20 protein-coding genes are annotated in these 17,763 nt (G+C 65.3%); 12 read left to right on the forward strand and 8 right to left on the reverse strand.

Annotated elements, in window-relative coordinates; translation table 11 throughout:
• Positions 1 to 20 precede the first annotated feature (20 nt).
• The 7 genes from soxB to EP380_RS20485 all read right to left on the reverse strand — a co-directional run bounded on the left by soxB (position 21) and on the right by EP380_RS20485 (position 5,495).
• Positions 21 to 1,712, reverse strand: a complete 1,692-nt coding sequence (gene soxB / locus EP380_RS20455; RefSeq protein ID WP_127600399.1) for a thiosulfohydrolase SoxB — start codon at positions 1,710 to 1,712, stop codon at positions 21 to 23.
• A 108-nt stretch (positions 1,713 to 1,820) separates the two neighbouring features.
• Entirely contained in the window at positions 1,821 to 2,675 is an 855-nt protein-coding gene (gene soxA / locus EP380_RS20460; RefSeq protein WP_106570801.1) for a sulfur oxidation c-type cytochrome SoxA, read from the reverse strand.
• A 74-nt stretch (positions 2,676 to 2,749) separates the two neighbouring features.
• Positions 2,750 to 3,076: a thiosulfate oxidation carrier complex protein SoxZ gene (soxZ, locus tag EP380_RS20465; RefSeq protein WP_106570800.1), complete on the reverse strand. Its 327-nt coding sequence runs from the start codon at positions 3,074 to 3,076 to the stop codon at positions 2,750 to 2,752.
• Between the two features lie 19 nt (positions 3,077 to 3,095).
• The gene (gene soxY / locus EP380_RS20470; RefSeq protein WP_127600401.1) at positions 3,096 to 3,551 is read right to left on the reverse strand and encodes a thiosulfate oxidation carrier protein SoxY; all 456 of its coding nucleotides are present in this window, start codon (positions 3,549 to 3,551) and stop codon (positions 3,096 to 3,098) included.
• A gap of 23 nt (positions 3,552 to 3,574) precedes the next feature.
• Positions 3,575 to 4,033 (reverse strand): sulfur oxidation c-type cytochrome SoxX, encoded by a 459-nt coding sequence (gene soxX / locus EP380_RS20475; RefSeq protein WP_106570798.1) that lies wholly within the window; start codon positions 4,031 to 4,033, stop codon positions 3,575 to 3,577.
• A 129-nt stretch (positions 4,034 to 4,162) separates the two neighbouring features.
• Positions 4,163 to 4,750, reverse strand: coding sequence for a thioredoxin family protein (locus EP380_RS20480; protein ID WP_127600403.1), 588 nt, complete (start codon positions 4,748 to 4,750; stop codon positions 4,163 to 4,165).
• A gap of 10 nt (positions 4,751 to 4,760) precedes the next feature.
• The gene (locus EP380_RS20485; RefSeq protein WP_127600405.1) at positions 4,761 to 5,495 is read right to left on the reverse strand and encodes a cytochrome c biogenesis CcdA family protein; all 735 of its coding nucleotides are present in this window, start codon (positions 5,493 to 5,495) and stop codon (positions 4,761 to 4,763) included.
• Between the two features lie 102 nt (positions 5,496 to 5,597).
• On the opposite strand from EP380_RS20485, the gene EP380_RS20490 reads away from it, so the two are divergent.
• The 3 genes from EP380_RS20490 (at position 5,598) to EP380_RS20500 (ending at position 7,487) form a co-directional block, all read left to right on the forward strand.
• A complete protein-coding gene (locus EP380_RS20490; RefSeq protein ID WP_106570795.1) occupies positions 5,598 to 5,963 on the forward strand; it encodes a thioredoxin family protein in 366 nt (121 codons plus the stop codon).
• Positions 5,960 to 6,325: an ArsR/SmtB family transcription factor gene (locus tag EP380_RS20495; RefSeq protein WP_106570794.1), complete on the forward strand. Its 366-nt coding sequence runs from the start codon at positions 5,960 to 5,962 to the stop codon at positions 6,323 to 6,325. The genes EP380_RS20490 and EP380_RS20495 overlap by 4 nt, the downstream gene beginning before the upstream one ends.
• Positions 6,326 to 6,389: 64 nt before the next feature.
• Positions 6,390 to 7,487, forward strand: a complete 1,098-nt coding sequence (locus tag EP380_RS20500) for a YeeE/YedE family protein (protein WP_238719955.1) — start codon at positions 6,390 to 6,392, stop codon at positions 7,485 to 7,487.
• A gap of 2 nt (positions 7,488 to 7,489) precedes the next feature.
• Here EP380_RS20500 and EP380_RS20505 read toward each other — a convergent pair whose 3' ends face one another.
• Positions 7,490 to 8,398 (reverse strand): MBL fold metallo-hydrolase, encoded by a 909-nt coding sequence (locus EP380_RS20505; protein ID WP_127600407.1) that lies wholly within the window; start codon positions 8,396 to 8,398, stop codon positions 7,490 to 7,492.
• Positions 8,399 to 8,560: 162 nt separating this feature from the next.
• Here EP380_RS20505 and EP380_RS20510 point away from each other — a divergent pair, with 162 nt between their 5' ends.
• The 9 genes from EP380_RS20510 to EP380_RS20550 all read left to right on the forward strand — a co-directional run bounded on the left by EP380_RS20510 (position 8,561) and on the right by EP380_RS20550 (position 17,748).
• On the forward strand, positions 8,561 to 9,019 hold the full coding sequence (locus EP380_RS20510) for a DUF302 domain-containing protein (protein ID WP_127600409.1): 459 nt from the start codon (positions 8,561 to 8,563) through the stop codon (positions 9,017 to 9,019).
• A 147-nt stretch (positions 9,020 to 9,166) separates the two neighbouring features.
• Entirely contained in the window at positions 9,167 to 10,111 is a 945-nt protein-coding gene (locus EP380_RS20515; protein WP_127600411.1) for an acetamidase/formamidase family protein, read from the forward strand.
• A 351-nt stretch (positions 10,112 to 10,462) separates the two neighbouring features.
• Positions 10,463 to 11,476: an ABC transporter substrate-binding protein gene (locus tag EP380_RS20520; RefSeq protein WP_127600413.1), complete on the forward strand. Its 1,014-nt coding sequence runs from the start codon at positions 10,463 to 10,465 to the stop codon at positions 11,474 to 11,476.
• 66 nt (positions 11,477 to 11,542) lie between these two features.
• Positions 11,543 to 12,373, forward strand: coding sequence for an ABC transporter permease (locus EP380_RS20525; protein ID WP_420845884.1), 831 nt, complete (start codon positions 11,543 to 11,545; stop codon positions 12,371 to 12,373).
• A gap of 194 nt (positions 12,374 to 12,567) precedes the next feature.
• The gene (locus EP380_RS20530; protein ID WP_238719958.1) at positions 12,568 to 13,344 is read left to right on the forward strand and encodes an ABC transporter ATP-binding protein; all 777 of its coding nucleotides are present in this window, start codon (positions 12,568 to 12,570) and stop codon (positions 13,342 to 13,344) included.
• A 405-nt stretch (positions 13,345 to 13,749) separates the two neighbouring features.
• Positions 13,750 to 14,676, forward strand: a complete 927-nt coding sequence (locus tag EP380_RS20535; protein ID WP_106570788.1) for an amidohydrolase family protein — start codon at positions 13,750 to 13,752, stop codon at positions 14,674 to 14,676.
• Between the two features lie 42 nt (positions 14,677 to 14,718).
• Complete coding sequence (locus EP380_RS20540; RefSeq protein WP_106570787.1) at positions 14,719 to 15,660, forward strand: amidohydrolase family protein; 942 nt, start codon at positions 14,719 to 14,721, stop codon at positions 15,658 to 15,660.
• A 72-nt stretch (positions 15,661 to 15,732) separates the two neighbouring features.
• Positions 15,733 to 17,124: a UbiD family decarboxylase gene (locus tag EP380_RS20545; RefSeq protein ID WP_127600415.1), complete on the forward strand. Its 1,392-nt coding sequence runs from the start codon at positions 15,733 to 15,735 to the stop codon at positions 17,122 to 17,124.
• Positions 17,125 to 17,136: 12 nt separating this feature from the next.
• Positions 17,137 to 17,748: a UbiX family flavin prenyltransferase gene (locus EP380_RS20550; RefSeq protein ID WP_127600417.1), complete on the forward strand. Its 612-nt coding sequence runs from the start codon at positions 17,137 to 17,139 to the stop codon at positions 17,746 to 17,748.
• Positions 17,749 to 17,763 lie beyond the last annotated feature (15 nt).

The following is a 17,763-nucleotide window of genomic DNA, read 5'->3' on the forward strand; positions in this document are numbered from 1 at the left end:
TTGCCGCCCTGTCCCGGTGGTCAGTTTTTCAGCCTGACGAGCCGGTTTTCCTTTAGCTCCACGACCGGGTTTCGGGCGAGATAGTCCTCGACCACCTCCCAGATCGGCGGGCCTTCGGTGGCCTCGTTCACGGAGGCCCAGCCGGCCACGACATAGTCGCGTCCCGGCTCGACGGCCGCGCCGGTCTTGACCAGCGTCATGTCGGTGATGCGGTTGCCCATCGCCGCGCCGGGATCGATCGTGTAGGCCATGCCGCCGACGCGCACCATGTCGCCGCCCTGCTGATAATAGGGGTCGGCATTGAACAGATTGTCGGCCACGTCCTCCAGGATGGCGTGGATGGTCTCGCCGCTCATCGTCGAGCGATAGGCGGCGGGATAGGTCATGGCGCAGGCATTGTGCAGGTCTTCGACGGTGATCTTTTCGCCCGGCAGCACCGAGGTGCCCCAGCGAAAGCCCGGCGAAAGCGCGATGTCGGCCTCGCGCACGTCGAGCAGCGCCTGGCAGATCAGATCGTCGAACGTGCCGTTGAAATTGCCGCGCCGGTAAAGCAGCGTTTCGGTGGTCGCCAGTTCGCGCCTCAATTCGTCCTCGAACGGCGCCCGCAGCCGCGTGATGAGGCCGTCCATCTCCGCGTCGGGCGCGATCACGTCGGAAAAGACCGGGATCAGCCGGTGGCGGAAGCCCTTGAGCGCGCCGTCGCGCACGTCGAGGTCGAGCCGGGTGACGAACTTGCCGTGCGAGCCGCTGGCGATCAGCAGCGTCGAGCCGACCTTGACCGGCTCGGGCAGGGCGTCGTGGGTGTGGCCGGTCAGGATGATGTCGATGCCCGAGACGCGCGCGGCGAGCGCGCGGTCGACGTCGAAGCCGTTATGCGACAAAAGCACCACGAGATCGGCGCCGGCGGCGCGCGCGGCCTCCACATTGGCGGCGATATCCTCCTCGCGGATGCCGAACGACCAGTTCGGAAACATCCAGCGCGGATTGGCGATCGGCGTATAGGGAAAAGCCTGGCCGAGCACGGCGATGTTGACGCCGCCGCGCTCGAACATCTTGTAGGCCTCGAAGGCGGGTTCGTTCCATTCCGCGTCGTAGATGTTGCCGCCGAGGAAGGGGAAGGGCAGGGAACCGATGATCTCGGTGACCCGCTCGGCGCCATAGGTGAATTCCCAATGGCCGGTCATGGCGTCGGGCGCCAGCGCGTTCATGGCCTCGACCATGTCCTGGCCGTTGGTCTTCAGCGCGGTGTAGCTGCCCTGCCAGGTGTCGCCGCCGTCCAGAAGCAGCATCTGGTCGCCGCGCTCGGCGCGGATGCGCTTGACGATGGTGGCAATGCGGTCGAGCCCGCCCATGCGGCCATAGGTGCGGGCGAGCGCGGAAAAATCCTCCGCGGTCAGCGCATAGGCATGCGGACTGCCCGGGGCGATGTCGTAGAGCTTGAGGAAGTCGGCGCCGGTGACGTGCGGCGGCAGGCCGGCAACCGCCCCGACGCCGATATTTTGCGACGGCTCGCGGAAATAGACCGGCCGAAGCTGGGCATGGATGTCGGTCAGGTGCACGAGGGTGACGTTGCCGTGCGCCTCGAAGTCGAGCAGCGCGTCTTCGGTGAGCGTCTGCTGCGCGGCGGCCCGCGACCAGCGCCCGACGAGGCCCGGACCGGCGACGGCCGACAGCGCCGCCGTTGCCATGAGGAATTCGCGTCTTGAGATCATGTCCTTGCCCCGACGGCTCCCACGTCCGCCCGGCGCAACACGGGGCGGAATGCGTTCTGCTTTGGCTTTGACGCGCGACGGCCCGCGCCGCGCACGGTCTTGTCGGCGTTATTGGCGCACGGCCGGCGTTTCGACCGACAGGCCCGTTCCGCGCCAGGTGACGTAGACTTCCAGCGCCATCAGCTCGTCGGAAAAGGCTTTCGGAAATTCCGCCCGCGTGTCGCGGATGCAGCCGCGGAAACGGTTGTGCAGCGACACCATGTCGGCCTGTTTCAGCCGGTAGGTGGGAAAGCCGTTCGCCTGGCCCTGGCTCAGATGGTCGGCGCGGATATACTGGCCGGAATTGGCCTCGTGACAGGAGGCGCAGGCGAAGTTCAACTGGCCGGTGCGGGTGTAGTAAATGTCCTTGCCGCGATCCCACCAGCTCTGCAGGTCGCCCTGGCTCAGATCGACGGCGACCGGCGTGCCGAGCGACTGGTGCTTGATATAGGTCGTCAGCGCCTTCTGGTCGGGCGTGTCGAACTTGTAGGCCTCGGCGCCCATGTTCTCCACCCGGCACTTGTCGATCTGCAGTTCGATGTTGATCGGCCGCTTGGCGTCGGCGTCCCATTTGGGATAGTTGGCGGCGATGCCCTTCATCGTGTCGGCGGCGTCGTCGTGGCACGACGCGCACGACTTGCCCATCGTGCCGTCGACCGCGTTCCAGATGTCGGCGCCGCGGTCGACGTAAAGCATGCCCGGGTTCTGGAAGGAATCGGCCTCCAATTCGCGCGTTTCGGCTTCGCGGAACAGCCAGCCGGACAGGAGTTCGTCGAAGGGATGGCCCTCCGGCGCGGCGGTGCGCACCGTCATGGCCTGTCCGTCGATAACCAGTTCGTCGTCGACCGGCTCGGCCGCGGCCGGCAAGGCCGTGGCGACAGCCAGGAGCGCGCCAAGCCCGACAATTGCGTATCTATTCCTCACGGCCTTCCTCCCATTTCTTGCCTCGCGGTTGCGGGCCGGGACCGTTCGCGCGGATCCCCTTTTGCCCGGCCGTCTTATTTGACCTCGATGCCGGCCTCGTGCTCGTAGACCGAGCCGTCGTCGTCGATCCAGGTGAACTTGAAGGTTCCGCTCTCGGGAACCTTGGCGTTGAACTCGAAATAGGGGTTGGCCGAAATCGCCGGGTCAATATCGCAGGAAAACACCGGCGTGCCGTTGAACTCGCAAGTGAACTTGTTGATGATCTGGCGCGGGATCGGATCGCCGTTCTTGTCCTTGCGCTGGCCCGATTCCATCTGGTGGCTGATCAGTGTCTTGATGGTGATGATCTCCCCCGCCGAGGCGGTCTTGGGGAGCTTCACGCGCGGTTTGGGTGTGGCCATTGTGTCGTTTCCTCTCTGATCAACCGCCGCAGCCGCCGATCGTGACCTTGACTTCCTTCTGGTCGATGAAGGTCGAGCCGTCCTTCATCTTCGCCACGGCGATCACGTTTTGCGTCTTGGCCAGACGCATGCGCGTCGTCGCGGCCGCGATGCCGCTGGCTTCGGAGAAATTGAACACCGCGACGTCGGGATTGGGGTTGCCTTCGGCCAGGATCATGACCTGCTCGACGACGTCGTCGCCCTCCATGGCGCTTTCGACCTCGATGGAGATCGGCACGGTGTTGCCGTTTTCGGCGATTTCGGGTGCCGTCAGCGTCAGCCGGCCGGTTTCGGGCGTCTTGCCGCCGGTGAATTCGGCGATGCGCTTTTGAGTTTCCTCGGGGCTTGCCGATGCGGGGCGGCCGGGCAGGCCGGCGGCGGCAAAAGCGACCGCTCCCGCCGCAAGACCCAGCGCCTGGCGTCTGTTGATGGTCATGACTGTTTCTCCTCGCGCTTGCGCTATTCCTTCAACGTGGCGACATAGGCCACGACATCCTCGATCTGTTGCGCCGTCAGGATGGTCTTGCCGACGAGATCCTCGCGAACGTCTTTGCCGACGGCGAGCGAATAGAAGCCCGGCATGACGGTCTGTTCGCCGAAGACCTGCTTGGCGTCGGTGATGATGGCGCGCAGCTGGGCCGGTTCCCACCGGTCGCCGGCGCCGTCCATGGCCGGACCGACCGTGCCGTGGAACAGCTCTTTCTGCATGTCGGCATTGGTATGGCAGGCCAGGCAGTTGCCGAGCTTGCGATCCTTGAACACGTCCCGCCCGGCGGCCGGGTCGCCCGGCTTGCCGGTCAAGGAGGCGGCAACGGCGAGATCCTCGAACTTGACGTCCTGGGGCGCGGTTTCATCCGCCGGAGCGCTGGTGGCCGTGACCGCCAAGACCGCCGTCACGATTGCTGTCACACGAATCATCAGCCCGATTTCCTCCCGTGTTTCCGCTCTTATTGGGCGGATATCCTCTCCTGCCACACGCTATCCATGTCCGTGCAAATCTTCAACGGAAAAATATGATTATTTGCATATGTCGCCGCTCCCCCGGCCTCACTCCGCCTCCAGGCGGCCGGCGGCGCGAAGCTCGTCGAGCTTGCGGGCGTGATATTTCTGAAAATGCTCGTCACCGTCATAACCCTTTTCGAACACCCATTCGAACATGTGCAGAAAGGTCCACTTGCCGAAGGCGCCGGGCATGGTGGCGACGGCCGCCTCGCTGACGCTGGTGCCATCCGGCGCCTCCTGCGGCAGGAAGACGATCGTCGGGGTGAAGACGTAGCCCCATTTGCGCGCGGCGGTCTTTTCGGTCAGCACCTCGCCGTCGAGGTCGGTGACCTCCTCGTCGCCGAACATGTTGTATTGCACGACGTTGAAATGCGCCTTGATGTAGTCGCGCACCTGCGGGTCGCTTAGAAGCTCCTCGTGCATCTTGGCGCAATAGATGCAGCCGCGCTGCTCGAAGACGATGGCGAGACGCTTGCCGTCCTGCCGCGCCGTCTCGATATCCTCCGCGACGTCGCGGAAGGTGAGCGAGAACCAGGGCTGCTTGTGCAGGCCATCATCGCCGATCTCGGCGGCGGCGGGCGAGAAAGTCCCGGTAAGCACGAAGAGGGCAGTCAACAGCAGCGAGCGGATCATAACAAGTCTCCTAGCCGATGGTCTGGAAGATGGGGAAGGTTTCGAGCAGCCAGTAGGAGATGGTCGCCATCTGGCCGGTTATGAACAGGATGCCGGTGACGACCAGCAGTCCGCCCATCGCCATCTCGATCTTTCGCATGTGCTGGCGAAAACGCGCCGCCCAGCCGAGAAAGCGGCCGGCGAAGGCCGCGGCCAGCAGGAAGGGAATGCCGATGCCCAGCGAATAGACGGCGAGCAGAAGCGCGCCGCGAGCGGCGGTGCCCTCCGAGCCGGCGACGAACAGGATGGCGGCGAGCACGGGGCCGACGCACGGCGTCCAGCCGAAGGCGAAGGCCAGGCCCATAATGTAGGCGCCGACGATGCCGGCCGGCTTCTTGTCCACCTGCACGCGCGCCTCGCGATAGAGCAGGGCGATGCGGAAGACGCCGAGAAAATGCAATCCCATGACGATGATGATGACGCCGGCGATCACCGACAATATGTCGAAATATTGCGCGATCGTGTTGCCGATCACGCTGGCGGTGGCGCCGAGCGCGACGAACACCGTGGTGAAGCCGAGCACGAAGGCGAGGGCGGCCGCGACGATGCGTCGGCGCGCCCCGGCGGCGACGGCGTCGGTGCGCAATTCCTCGAAACTCAACCCGGCGAGCCAGGCCAGATAGGGCGGAACGATCGGCAGCACGCAGGGCGAGACGAAGGACAGCAGTCCCGCCAGCAGGGCGCCTCCGAGGCTTATATCCAGCATCGCGTTCCTTCCTTGCGGTGAACCGGGCCGCCGGGCCGGCGACAATTCCCTTGGAAGATATGCGAAAATTTATATATATTGCAATCGACGAAAGGACATTGCATGCGCCGAGCGGCGTTCCCTCTGATTTTGTTGATCCTTGCGGGGCTGGCATCGCCCGCCGCGGCGGCCGAGCTGATCATGCTCGAACAGCCCGGGTGCCCGTGGTGCGCGCGCTTCAACGAGGAAATCGCGCCGGCCTATGCCAAGACGCAGGAAGGTCGCAGGGCGCCGCTGCGCCGGGTCGACATCACCCAGGCCTGGCCGGCCGATCTCGACTTCGTCGAACGCGAACGCTTCACGCCGACATTCGTCCTGGTCGAGGGCGGGCGCGAGTTCGGCCGCATACGCGGCTATCCGGGCGATGAATTTTTCTGGTATCTTGTTGGCGATTTGATCGCAAAGCTTGACGAGACCCAACACGAATGACCCTTCCGAAACTCGATCGCAACCAGCCACCGGAGGATTTCGAGGCGCTGCTCGACCAGGCGCGCAAGGCCAGCGAATTGCTGAAAGCGCTGTCGCACGAAAGCCGGCTGCTGATCCTGTGCCTCCTGGCGGAGGGCGAGAAATCGGTCTCGGAACTGGAAAACATCATGGACATGCCGCAGGCGGCGGTGTCGCAGCAGCTTGCGCGCCTGCGCTTCGATCGCCTGGTCAACACACGTCGCGAAGGACGGGTCATTTATTATTCGATCGCCAGCGCGGAGGTCGCCTCGGTGATCGAGACCCTTTACGGGCTGTTTTGCGCCCCGGTCCGGCAGGGAGAGCCGAAGATCCGGAAACCCTGACGCAAGGCAGCCTGCGGCTTAGGGACCGGCCGGCGAAGAGCGCGGTCCCAGGGAGGAACCGCAGGTGCAGAATATCGTCGGATCGCCGTTTTTCCTGCCTTTGGCGGGGCTTGTCGCCGGCACGGTCCTCGGCTTCGTCGCGCGGCGCGTGCATTTTTGCGCCATGTCGGCGCTCGAACGCCACTGGTATGCGGGCGACAGCCACGGCGTGCGCGGTTGGGCGCTGGCCGCCGCCGTTGCCCTAGTGCTGACCCAGACCCTCGTCGCGCTCGGTCTCGCCGATCCCGGGCGCAGTTTTTATCTGATGCCGCTTTTCGGCCTGACCGGCGCCGTCATCGGCGGGCTCGCCTTCGGGTTCGGCATGGCGCTGGTGGGCACTTGCGGCTTCGGCGCGCTGGTGCGGCTCGGCGGCGGCAGCCTGCGTTCGCTGGTCGTGCTGATGGTGCTCGGCCTGTCGGCGATGGCCGCGCAGCGCGGCCTGTCGGCGCTGGCCCGGGTCAAGCTGGTCGACGAGCTGGCGCTCGATTTTTCCGCATTCGGCGGCCAGTCGATGGGGGCGATCGCCAGTGCCGTGACCGGGCTCGACCTTCATGCGGCGGTGGCGGCGCTGATCGCCGGCGGCCTGATCTGGTGGGTGTTGCGCGACCGGGGCTTTCGTCGCGCCCGTCTGGCGATTGGCGCCAGCATGACGGTCGGCGCCGTGATCGCGTTCGGCTGGGTGGCGACGACGCTTGCCGCGCGCCATTCCTTCTTTCCCGTGCAGGTGGAGGCCGGCTCCTTCGTCGTGCCGGTCGCCGACACGATCCTGCAGGCGATCCTGTTCACCGGCATCGGGCCGGACTACGGCGTCGGCCTGGTGATCGGGGTGGTGGTCGGGGCCGGCCTGCGCGCGTGGCGCAGCCACGACGTGCGCTGGGAAGCCTGCGACGACGCGCGCGAGCTGGGGCGGCATTTCGCGGGCGGTTTCCTGATGGGAACCGGCGGCGTGTTCGCGCTCGGCTGCACGGTCGGCCAGGGCATCACCGCCCTGTCGGCGATGGCGCTCTCGGCGCCGGTGGTGATCGTGGCGATCATGGCCGGGGCGCGGCTCGGCCTGGCCTATCTGATCGAGGGGTCGGTGCTGGCGGCGTTCCGGCGCATGGACGACGCGCCGGCGCGATAGGTTCAGCCAAGCGGCGCGAAGCGATAGGCCTCGCCCTTGCGCTCGACCGTGCCCATGCCGGGATACGGCAGGTGGAAGGCGATCAACCGCGCCCGTTCGCCCGCCATCCGATCGAGCAGGCGCAGGCGGGTCTGCGCGGCCTGTTCGCGGTCCTGATCGCTGCCCGAGTGCAGGGCGGGTCGCCGGAAGGAGACCGCGTTGGTCAGCGCGTCGCCGGCAATCAGCACCGGCTGGTCGCCGCCATGGATCATGAAGGCGACGTGGCCGGGCGTGTGGCCGGCGGTGTCGACCGCCTCGACGCCCGGGAACACTTCCTCGCCCGGTGCGAACAGGGCGATGCGGTCTTCCAGCGCGGCCATCCGGTTCTGCGCGCCGACAACGAAGCTCTTGCGGTCCTCCGGCATCGTTGCCAGCGTGTCGTCGGCACGCCAGAAATCCCATTCCGCGCGCGCCATCCGGGGCGTGGCCTCGGGGAAGGCGAGATCGTCGAAATCGTCGAGAACGCCCCACAGATGATCGGGATGGGCATGGGTGAAGAGGAGGTCTGTGACCTCGGCGGGATCCACGCCGGCCTCCTCCAGCCCGGCGAGAAGCTTGCCCGTGGTGGGCAGGAAATTGGGGCCGGCGCCGGCGTCGAAAAGCGCCAGCCGATCGCCGGCGCGCAGCAAGGTGACGTTGCAATCGGGCTCGTAGGCGGTGGTCGACATGCCGCTTTCGGCGAGCAGCGCGTTGCGTTCCTCGGCCGGGATGTCGGGAAAGACGAAGGCCAGCGGCAGCGACATGCGCCCGTCGCTGACGACGGAGATCTCGCCGGCCCCGGTCGACAGGGCGGCGGCGGCAAGCGCTGGCCGGGCAAGGGCGAGGGCAGAGGCGGTTGCGATACCGGCCAGAACGTCGCGGCGTGTTGGCATGAGCGGGCCTCCCGATAACATATTCAATTTTTCGAATGATTTCACGGACCGTCAGGCGCGTCAATCGCCGCACCCGCGGCGGAATCAAATATGCAAAAATTTCTATGTGAATGGACAGGCGCGACGAAGCGGGCGACAATGCGCGCAAAAGGAGCCAAGCCAATGAAACGTGTTTTGCGGATCGCCGCGTTTGTTCTTGCCACGTTCGCTCCGGCCGCGTTGGCCGAGGCGGCCGACGACATCACCGTCTACGAAACCGACACGCCGTTCGCCGACGTTGCCTTCGACCTTGGCGGCGCGATCGTCAATCGCGGTTTTGTCGTCGACTATCACGGTTTTATCGGCGAGATGCTGCAGCGTACCGCCGAAGATGTCGGCGCGCAGAAGGCGCTTTACAAAAATGCCGAGTTTTTTCAGTTCTGCTCGGCCGTCATCTCGCGCCGCGCGATGGAGGAGGACGTCGCCAATATCGCCTATTGCCCCTATGTCGTGTTCGCCTACGAAACCGAGGCGGCGCCGGGCACGGTGCGCGTGGGTTTCCGGCGTCTGCCGGAGGGCGGCGGCCGCGACCAGGTCAACGCCCTGCTCGACGAGATCGCGCGCGAGGTGGCCGGCGAGTAGCCGGGCCGGCCCGTTGGCGACGGCTTCGCGCGGAAAAATCTCCGATGCGGGTGGAACCGGGCGCGCCAAGCGGTCATTGTGGATGGCGAGGGCGGGGGTGGCGGCAGCCTGCAGCCGCCGCCATGCCGGCCACCGGGGAGACGCGCCATGTGCACAGGAGCCGACCACACCATCCACCGCGCCCGGCATCATTTCGGCTGGGACAAGGCGATCGCGCCGGTCATGCATGTGGAGCCCGGCGCGCGCCTGAGCTTCGAGTGCCTCGACGCCGCGTGCGGCCATTTCACGCCGCAAAGCACGGTCGCCGACGTGGCGACGCTGGCCTCCGACACGATCAACCCGGTCACCGGGCCGGTGTTCGTGGACGGGGCCGAGCCGGGTGACGCGCTCAAGGTGACGATCGAGGCATTCGAGCCGTCCGGCTTCGGCTGGACGGCCAATATTCCCGGTTTCGGCCTGCTTGCCGACCAGTTTCCCGATCCGGCGCTGCATCTGTGGCGCTACGACGTTGCGGGGCGCGTGCCGGCCTTGTTCGGCGCCAATGCGCGCGTGCCGCTGAAGCCGTTCGCCGGCACGATCGGGGTCGCGCCGGCCGCGCCCGGGCGACATTCGGTGGTGCCGCCGCGCCGGGTGGGCGGCAATCTCGACATTCGCGACCTGGCCGCCGGCACGACGCTCTATCTGCCGGTCGAGGTCGCGGGCGCGCTGTTTTCGATCGGCGACACCCATGCCGCCCAGGGCGATGGCGAGGTGTGCGGCACCGCGATCGAAAGCGCGATGACGGTCGCCCTGAAGCTGGACCTGGTCAAGCAGGCCGGGCTGTCGATGCCGCGCTTCACCACGCCGGGCCCGGTGACGCGCCATCTCGACGGCGCCGGCTACGAAGTGACGACGGGGGTGGGGCCGGATCTTCAAGAGGGCGCGCGCACGGCGCTCGCCGGCATGATCGAGCTGATCGCGCGCGAGCACGGGCTCGCTCCCGTCGACGCCTATATGCTGTGCTCCGTCTGCGGCGATTTGCGGATCAGCGAGATCGTCGACGCGCCGAACTGGGTGGTGTCGTTCTACTTTCCGCGCGCCGTTTTCGCGTAATGGATGTGAGGCGTAAGTCTTTGCAATCAAAGCGATTGGGTCGGTTTGGCTAGCAAGAGTTTCACTTTGACAGCGCGTGGCGGCTTGATGTAGCTTTACCCTGCCGCGTGAGTAGAAGCGCACTAATCCCTGCCGCCTGAAGGGCGGGGGAGATAATTGCTCACTTGTTGGAACGCCAACGAGATGGGTTGCGCTGTACGAATTTGGTTCTTCCCGACTCGTTGTAGACAATTGGGGCTTTCGGCCCCCGGCGGACCGTGTCCGGTGACCGTTGGAGCTGTCCTTCGGGCATGGTTTTGGTGTTGGCGCGAATTCGACCGGTCGCTACCGGCCGGTCTCTGGGAGGAGACGATGCGCAAACTGGCTTTACTACTCAGTGCGATGGTCATGGCGATTGCGGCGCTTCCCGCCGCCGCGCAGGAACTGACCAAAGTCCGGTTTATTCACGAATGGCGTTTCGAGGGCCATGTCGCGCCTTTTCTGGTCGCGCTCGACAAGGGCTATTACAAGGATGAGGGGCTCGACGTCTCGATCGATCCGGGGACCGGCAGCGTCGACGGCATCAACCGGATCGCGTCGGGCTCCTACGATATCGGCCAGATGGACCTCAACGCGCTGATCAAATATCGCGACACGGCCGACGCCGTGCCGATCAAGGCGGTGCTGGTGACCTATAACGTGCCGCCGTTTTCGATCCTGACGATCAAGAAGAACGGCATCGCCGCGCCGAAGGATCTGGAAGGCAAGATCCTTGGCGCGCCGGCGGCGGATGCGGCCTATTCGCATTGGCCGATCTTCGCCAAGCTCAACGGGATCGACACGTCGACGATCAAGATCGAGAATGTCGGCTTTCCGGTGCGCGAGACCCTTCTGGCGCAGGGCCAGGTCGACGCGGTGACCGCCTTCATCTCCAACAAGCTCGCGGTCAAGGCCGCCGGCGTGCCCGACGACCAGATCGTGGGCATGATGATGAGCGATTACGGGCTCGACCTGTTCGGCAGCGCGGTGATGGCGAGCCCGTCCTTCATCGCCGAGCATCCCGAGGCGGTGGCCGGTTTCGTGCGCGCCACCATTCGCGGCTTCCGCGATGCCATCAACGATCCCGAAGGCGCGATGGACAGCGTCCTCAAACACAATCCGATCGCCAAGCGCGATATCGAGCTCGAACGGCTGAAGCTGGTGGCGCAGCAGTGCTACTTCACCGACGACGTGCGCGAAAACGGGTTCGGCCATGTCGATGCGGGGCGGTTGGCGCGCTCGATCGACCAGCTCGAGGAAACGTTTTCCTTCACCAACAAGCCGCAGGCGTCCGACATCTATACCGAGGATTACCTGCCGGCGAAGGAAGAGCGGATGATCCAATAGGGTCGAGGCCCGCTACAGGCGGGAGCGGCGCGCGCGCCGCTCTTGCCACCGGTGCGACTTACAAAGGTGGATAAGATGGCACAGACCGATATCGTCTCGCCTCCGGCCAAACCCGCCCGCCGTGGCCCGGACTGGATCTGGCATGCGGAAAACATCGGCTCGCCGGTGCTGTTCACGCTCGGCCTGTTCCTGGTTTGGGAAGTGGGCTGCAGGCTGTTCAACGTTCCCGAATCGATCCTGCCGACGGCCTCGGCGACGCTCGCCGCGCTGTGGGAGTTCCGGGTCGTCATCTTCGACAACATGATCGTGACGTTGTGGACGACGCTGCTCGGCTTCGCGCTGGCGATCGTCATCGGCCTGCTTCTGGGCGTCGCGGTGGGCTGGCACCGCGCCGTCTATTCGGCCGTCTACCCGGCGCTGATCGCCTTCAACTCGATCCCGAAAGTGGCCGTCGTGCCGATCCTGATCCTGTGGTTCGGTCTCGGCACCGTGCCGGCGATCCTGACCGCGTTCCTGATCTCGTTCTTCCCGATCGTGGTCAACGTGGCGACCGGGCTCGCCACGGTCGAACCGGAGCTCGAGGACGTCTTGCGCGCCCTCGGCGCCAAAAAGCTTGTGGTGATGACCAAGGTCGGCATTCCGCGCTCGCTGCCGCATTTCTTCGGCTCGCTCAAGGTTGCGATCACGCTCGCTTTCATCGGCGCGGTGGTGGCCGAAACCTCCGGCGCGTCGAAGGGGCTCGGCAAGCTGATGCTCGACGCCCAGGCCGCCTTCCAGGTGCCGATCGTGTTTGCCGCGCTGTTGGTGCTGTCGGCGCTCGGCATCCTGCTTTACGCGCTTACCGCGCTGGTCGAGCAACGTTTCACCGGCTGGGCGCATCGTTCGCAGAACCACTGAACCCGAGACACCGGGCCGCGGTTTCGCGGACCACCCCAAGACAGGAGGCAGGCTCCGTGACCTTGCTGTATAACGAAACTTCGCTGCATCAAGCCGACGGCGCGGCCGCCAAGCGGCCGGTCAAGCTGGCGCAGGTCGATCCGGCCCAGGCCGGCCGGCCGCAAACCGATTTCGTCGAGATTTCCGATGTGACGCTGTCTTATGGCGGCGACGAGGGCGTGACCGCCGTCGAGGAGCTGACCATGTCGGTGCGCAAGGGCGAGTTCGCCGCCGTGGTGGGACCCTCCGGCTGCGGCAAGTCGACCCTGATGAAGCTGACGACCGGCCTGGTCATTCCGCAAAAGGGCCGCATCGCCGTCGACGGCACCATGGTTCGCGGGCCGCTCGACATTGTCGGGATGGCGTTCCAGAACCCGTCGCTTCTGCCGTGGCGGCGCACGCTCGAAAACATCATGCTGCCGCTGGAGATCGTCGCGCCGCACGCCCAGCGGCTGCGCAAGCACAAGGCCGAGTATGTCGCGCGTGCCGAAGCCATGCTCGATCTGGTCGGTCTCGGCGGTTTCGGATCGAACTATCCCTGGCAGCTCTCGGGCGGCATGCAGCAGCGCGCCAATCTGTGCCGGGCGCTGATCCACGAGCCCGGCCTGTTGATGCTCGACGAACCGTTCGGCGCGCTCGACGCCTTCACCCGCGAGGAATTGTGGGGCGTGATCCGCGACCTGCACCAGAAGAAGAAATTCACCGTGGTGCTGGTGACGCACGATCTGCGCGAGGCCGTCTACCTGGCCGATCGCGTCTTCGTCATGAGCGCGCGGCCCGGACGCGTGGTGCTGGAACGCGAGATCGGTTTCGAACGGCCGCGGCCGATCGACCTGACCTACACGGTAGAGTTCAACGACATCGTGCATGAATTGAGGGAAAAGATCGCCGAGGCGCGGGCCGACACGCCGCAAATCGGTTCGAAAGACTAGGCGGGAAGGGGGGCGTTTCGGCTGCACCTATTGGGTGTGGCCGAGGCGCGGATGATAAACGCGCGCCGGAACGCGGCGGGGCTTGCGGAAGGGGCCGCAGGCAAGGGCCGCGATGTGCCGATATTTTCCTAAGCATAGGAAATTACTTGAATTTTTTCTCCTTTTTTACTTTCAAATCTTGGCTAAATCGGCTAAGAATTTGTCATTGTCAGTAGAAGCAGAACGCCGAATTTCGGTCGCGTATAACGCGAAAAATCCGGTCGGGAATTGCTGGCAAGAGATCACTTGATCTGCGCCCGACGGTAAGAGCTGACAGAGATTGCGGCAGGATTGTTGTCGGGCGCGGTGGTTTCGCCGCGCACGGGCTCCGTGTTGGCGGGACTTTGCCAATTGTGGAGACAATCGATGATAATCGACATTAGCTGCTACCCCACCAAGCTGGTCGACCTGGCATGGCGGCACGATGGCGATCCGTTTACCGGCGAGCGCCTGCTGAAGATGATGGACGGGCCGTTCTGGGTGAACGGCAAGCCGCGCCGCATCGACAAAGCCTTTATCCAGCCGCCCCAGGGCAACACGATCTATACTGACGGGCACGGCGACCTGACCGGCAAGGACGCGATCCGCGACTACATGGCCTACACGGTCGAGCTGGTTCAAAAATATCCCGACCGCTTCCTCGGCTGCTTCGTCTACAATCCGCGCTACGGCACCCAGAACGGTGCCGAGGAGATCGAGCACCACGCCAAGGAATACGGCTTCAAGATGGTGCAGCTCCAGGCCAACATGCACGCCTACCGGCCCGACCGCGCGCTCGACTGGCTGCGCCCGGCGATGAAGAAATGCGCCGAGCTCGGCCTTCTGGTGAAGGTGCATACCGGCGACGGACCCTATTCGATCCCGACCGAGTTCTATCCGATCATCCGCGAGTTCCCCGAGGTCAATTTCATCCTCGGCCATTTCGGCGTGCAGACGGGCGGCGTCTACTGCTTCGAGCCGTTCCAGATGGCGTTGGACGCGCCCAATGTCTACGCCGAATCGGGCTGGTGCCTGCAGTCGCGCATCGTCGAGTTCGCCAAGGAACTGCCGAAGGAAAAGATCCTGTTCGGCACCGACACGCCGCCCAACGAGCCGGGCATGTGGCTGAGGCTGCTGGAGGTTCTGTGCCATGAGCCGCCGCAGGGCATGAACCTCGATGAGGACACGCTGGAAGATTATTTCGGCAACAATATCGCGCGCATGATCGGCCTCGATCCGACGCCGCCGCCGCGCACCCTCGAAGAGGCGAAAGCACGTCTGAAGGGCGAAGCGCCCAGCCTCGCAACGGCCTGAGGCCGTCCGGCGTATCGCTCTCGAAAAATCCCGGAGATCATCATGATTATCGACACCCACCTGCATCCGACCAATCTGGTCGACGAGGCCTGGCGGCACACCGGCACGCCATTCACCGGCGAGCGCATGCTCAAGCTGATGGACGGTCCGTACTGGATCAACGGCAAGCCGCGCCGCATCGACATGGGTTTCATCCAGCCGCCGCCCGGCAATACCGGCTATCGCGACGGCAACCGCATGGGCCGCGAGGGCATTCGCGACTACATGGCCTACATCGCCGAGCTGTGCCAGAAATACCCGGACCGCTTCATCGGCAACTTCAACTACAACCCGCGCTGGGGCCCTGAGAACGGCGCGGCGGAGCTGGAATTCCACGTCAAGGAATACGGCTTCAAGATGCTGAAACTGCACGCCAACATGCACGGCTACCGGCCGGACCGGGCGCTGGAATGGCTGCGGCCGGCGATGAAGAAATGCGCCGAGCTCGGTGTCGTGGTGCTGATCCACACCGGTGACGGGCCCTACACGATCCCGACGATGTTCTACCCGATCATCCGCGAGTTCCCGATGGTCAATTTCATCATCGGCCATTTCGGCATCCAGACCGGTGGCAACTATTCCTTCGAATCCTTCTGGATGGCGATGGACACACCCAACGTCTATTGCGAATCCGGCTGGTGCTTCCAGTCGCGGATCGTCGAGTTCGCCAAGGAACTGCCGAAGGACAAGATCGTCTTCGGCACCGATTCGCCGCCCAACGAGCCCGGCATGTGGCTGCGCGAGCTGGAGGTTCTGTGCCACGAGCCGCCGCAGGGGCTCGGCCTGTCGGAGGACGACCTGGAAGGTTATCTGGGCAACAACATCGCCAAGCTGGTCGGCATCGACCCCACCCCTCCGCCCCGTACCATGGACGAGGCGAAGGCGCGCCTGACGGACACCTATGCAGGCGTCACGCGCGGCGCGGGCCAGGCTGTTCCCGCCTGATGTCCGCAGGCGGCCCGGCGATGCCGGGCCGCCGCATCTCCCGTGCCCGAGGCAAGATCAAAGAGTATGCTGATGGACAAGCCGGCCCCCCACGACGCCCAGGACATCCGCCGTTTCCTGGCCGATTATCGCGCGGCCCGTCCGCACGATCTCCTGACGATCGACGAGCCGGTTTCCGACGACCAGGACGTCACCGCCTGCATCTGGGCGCTGGCTGCGCAAAACCGGGCGCCGGTGCTGCATTTTCGCAAGGTCGAAAATATCGGGGCCGAGGTCGTCTCCAATATTTTCGGCTCGCGCGAGCGCATCGCGCATCTGTTCGGCGTCGAGGAAAGCCGCCTGCACGAGGCCTATCAGGCGCGCGCGCGCCGCGAGGTCGCGCCGGTGGAACTCGACAGCGGCCCGGTGAGCGAACTGGTCGAGGACGGCGACATCGACCTTGCGACCCTGCCGATGCTGAAGCACTTCGCCACCGATCGGGCGAAATACATCACCAGCGGCGTCATCATCGCCGAGCATCCCGAGACCGGCGGCGGCAATCTGAGCTACCACCGGGCGATGATCCATTCGAAGAACGAACTGGCGACCAGCCTGCATTCGCGCGGCCATTTGTGGCGGCTGTTGAACATGGCCAAGGAGCGCGGCGAGCCGATGCCGGTCGCCATGGTGATCGGTGCGCATCCGCTGTTCATGATCGCCGCCTCGGCCCGGCTCGCCTTCGGCGCCGATGAGCGCGACGTGGCCGGCGGGCTCTTGGGCGAGCCGCTCAAAGTGGTGCGCACGCCCAAGCACGGCATCCGCGTGCCGGCCTTCGCCGAGATCGTGCTGGAAGGGGTGATCGAGCCGGAGGCCCATGTCGAGGAGGGACCTTTCGGCGAGTTCACCGGCTATTCGTCGGACCGCTCGACCAACAATCTGTTCCGGGTCGAGACAGTGATGCGCCGGCGCGACGCGATGCTGGTGTCGGTCGCCGGCGGCAATTCGGCCGAACATCTCAATCTCGGGCGCGTGCCGCGCGAGGCCGAGATGGTGGAAAAGCTAAAGCAGCGTTTTCCGAGCGTGACGGCCGTGCACTACCCGGCTTCGGGCACCCATTTCCACGCCTATGTGGCGCTCAACCAGATGCGGCCGGGCGAGGCGCGGCAGGTCATGCTCGGCCTGCTCGGCTGGGACGCCTATCTGAAGACGGTGATCGCCGTCGACGCCGATGTCGACGTCACCCGCGACAGCGACGTGCTTTGGGCGCTCTCGACCCATTTCCAGCCGCATCGCGACGTCGTCATCATCGAAGGGCTGCCCGGCAACGCGCTCGACCCGTCGGCGTCGGGCATCGGCACCACCTCGCGCATGGGCCTCGACGCCACGCGCGGCGCCGATTTTCATGGCACGCTGGCCAGGATCGACGATGCGGCGTTCGCCCGCGCCCGTGCCGTGCTCGAACGGCTCGGCACTGCCGGCGGCTGAGGCGGGCGTCCCGTGAAGCCGGCCGATCCCTCCCGCAAGCGGCTGATCGTCGGCATCAGCGGCGCCTCCGGCGCGATCTACGGCATTCGCCTTCTGGAGATCCTGCGCGCGCTCGACATCGAGACGCATCTCATCGTGTCGAACGCGGCGCGGATCACGCTGGCGATGGAAACCGACAGCACGATCGCCGAGGTCGAGCAGTTGGCGGCCGTGGTACATTCCAACAAGGATATCGGCGCAGCCTGTTCCAGCGGCTCGTTCCGCACGCTGGGCATGATCGTGGCGCCGTGTTCGGTCAAGACGCTGGCGGAGATCGCGTCCGGCGTGACCTCCAGCCTGTTGGCGCGGGCCGCCGACGTGACGCTGAAGGAACGCCGCAAGCTGGTCTTGATGCTGCGCGAGACGCCGCTGCATTCGGGCCATATCCGTTCGATGGCGCAGGCGACGGAGGCCGGCGCGATCATCTGCCCGCCGGTGCCGGCATTTTACGCCAAGCCGCAAACGCTCGACGATATGGTCAACCATACGGTCGGGCGGGTGCTCGACCTGTTCGACATCGATGCCGGCCTCGTGCGGCGCTGGGCCGGACTGAAGGGCGCTGCCAGGCAGCCGGTGGCCGGGTAGGCCCGTCATTGGTGC

Source organism: Nitratireductor alexandrii, assembly GCF_004000215.1.
GTDB lineage: Bacteria > Pseudomonadota > Alphaproteobacteria > Rhizobiales > Rhizobiaceae > Mangrovimarina > Mangrovimarina alexandrii.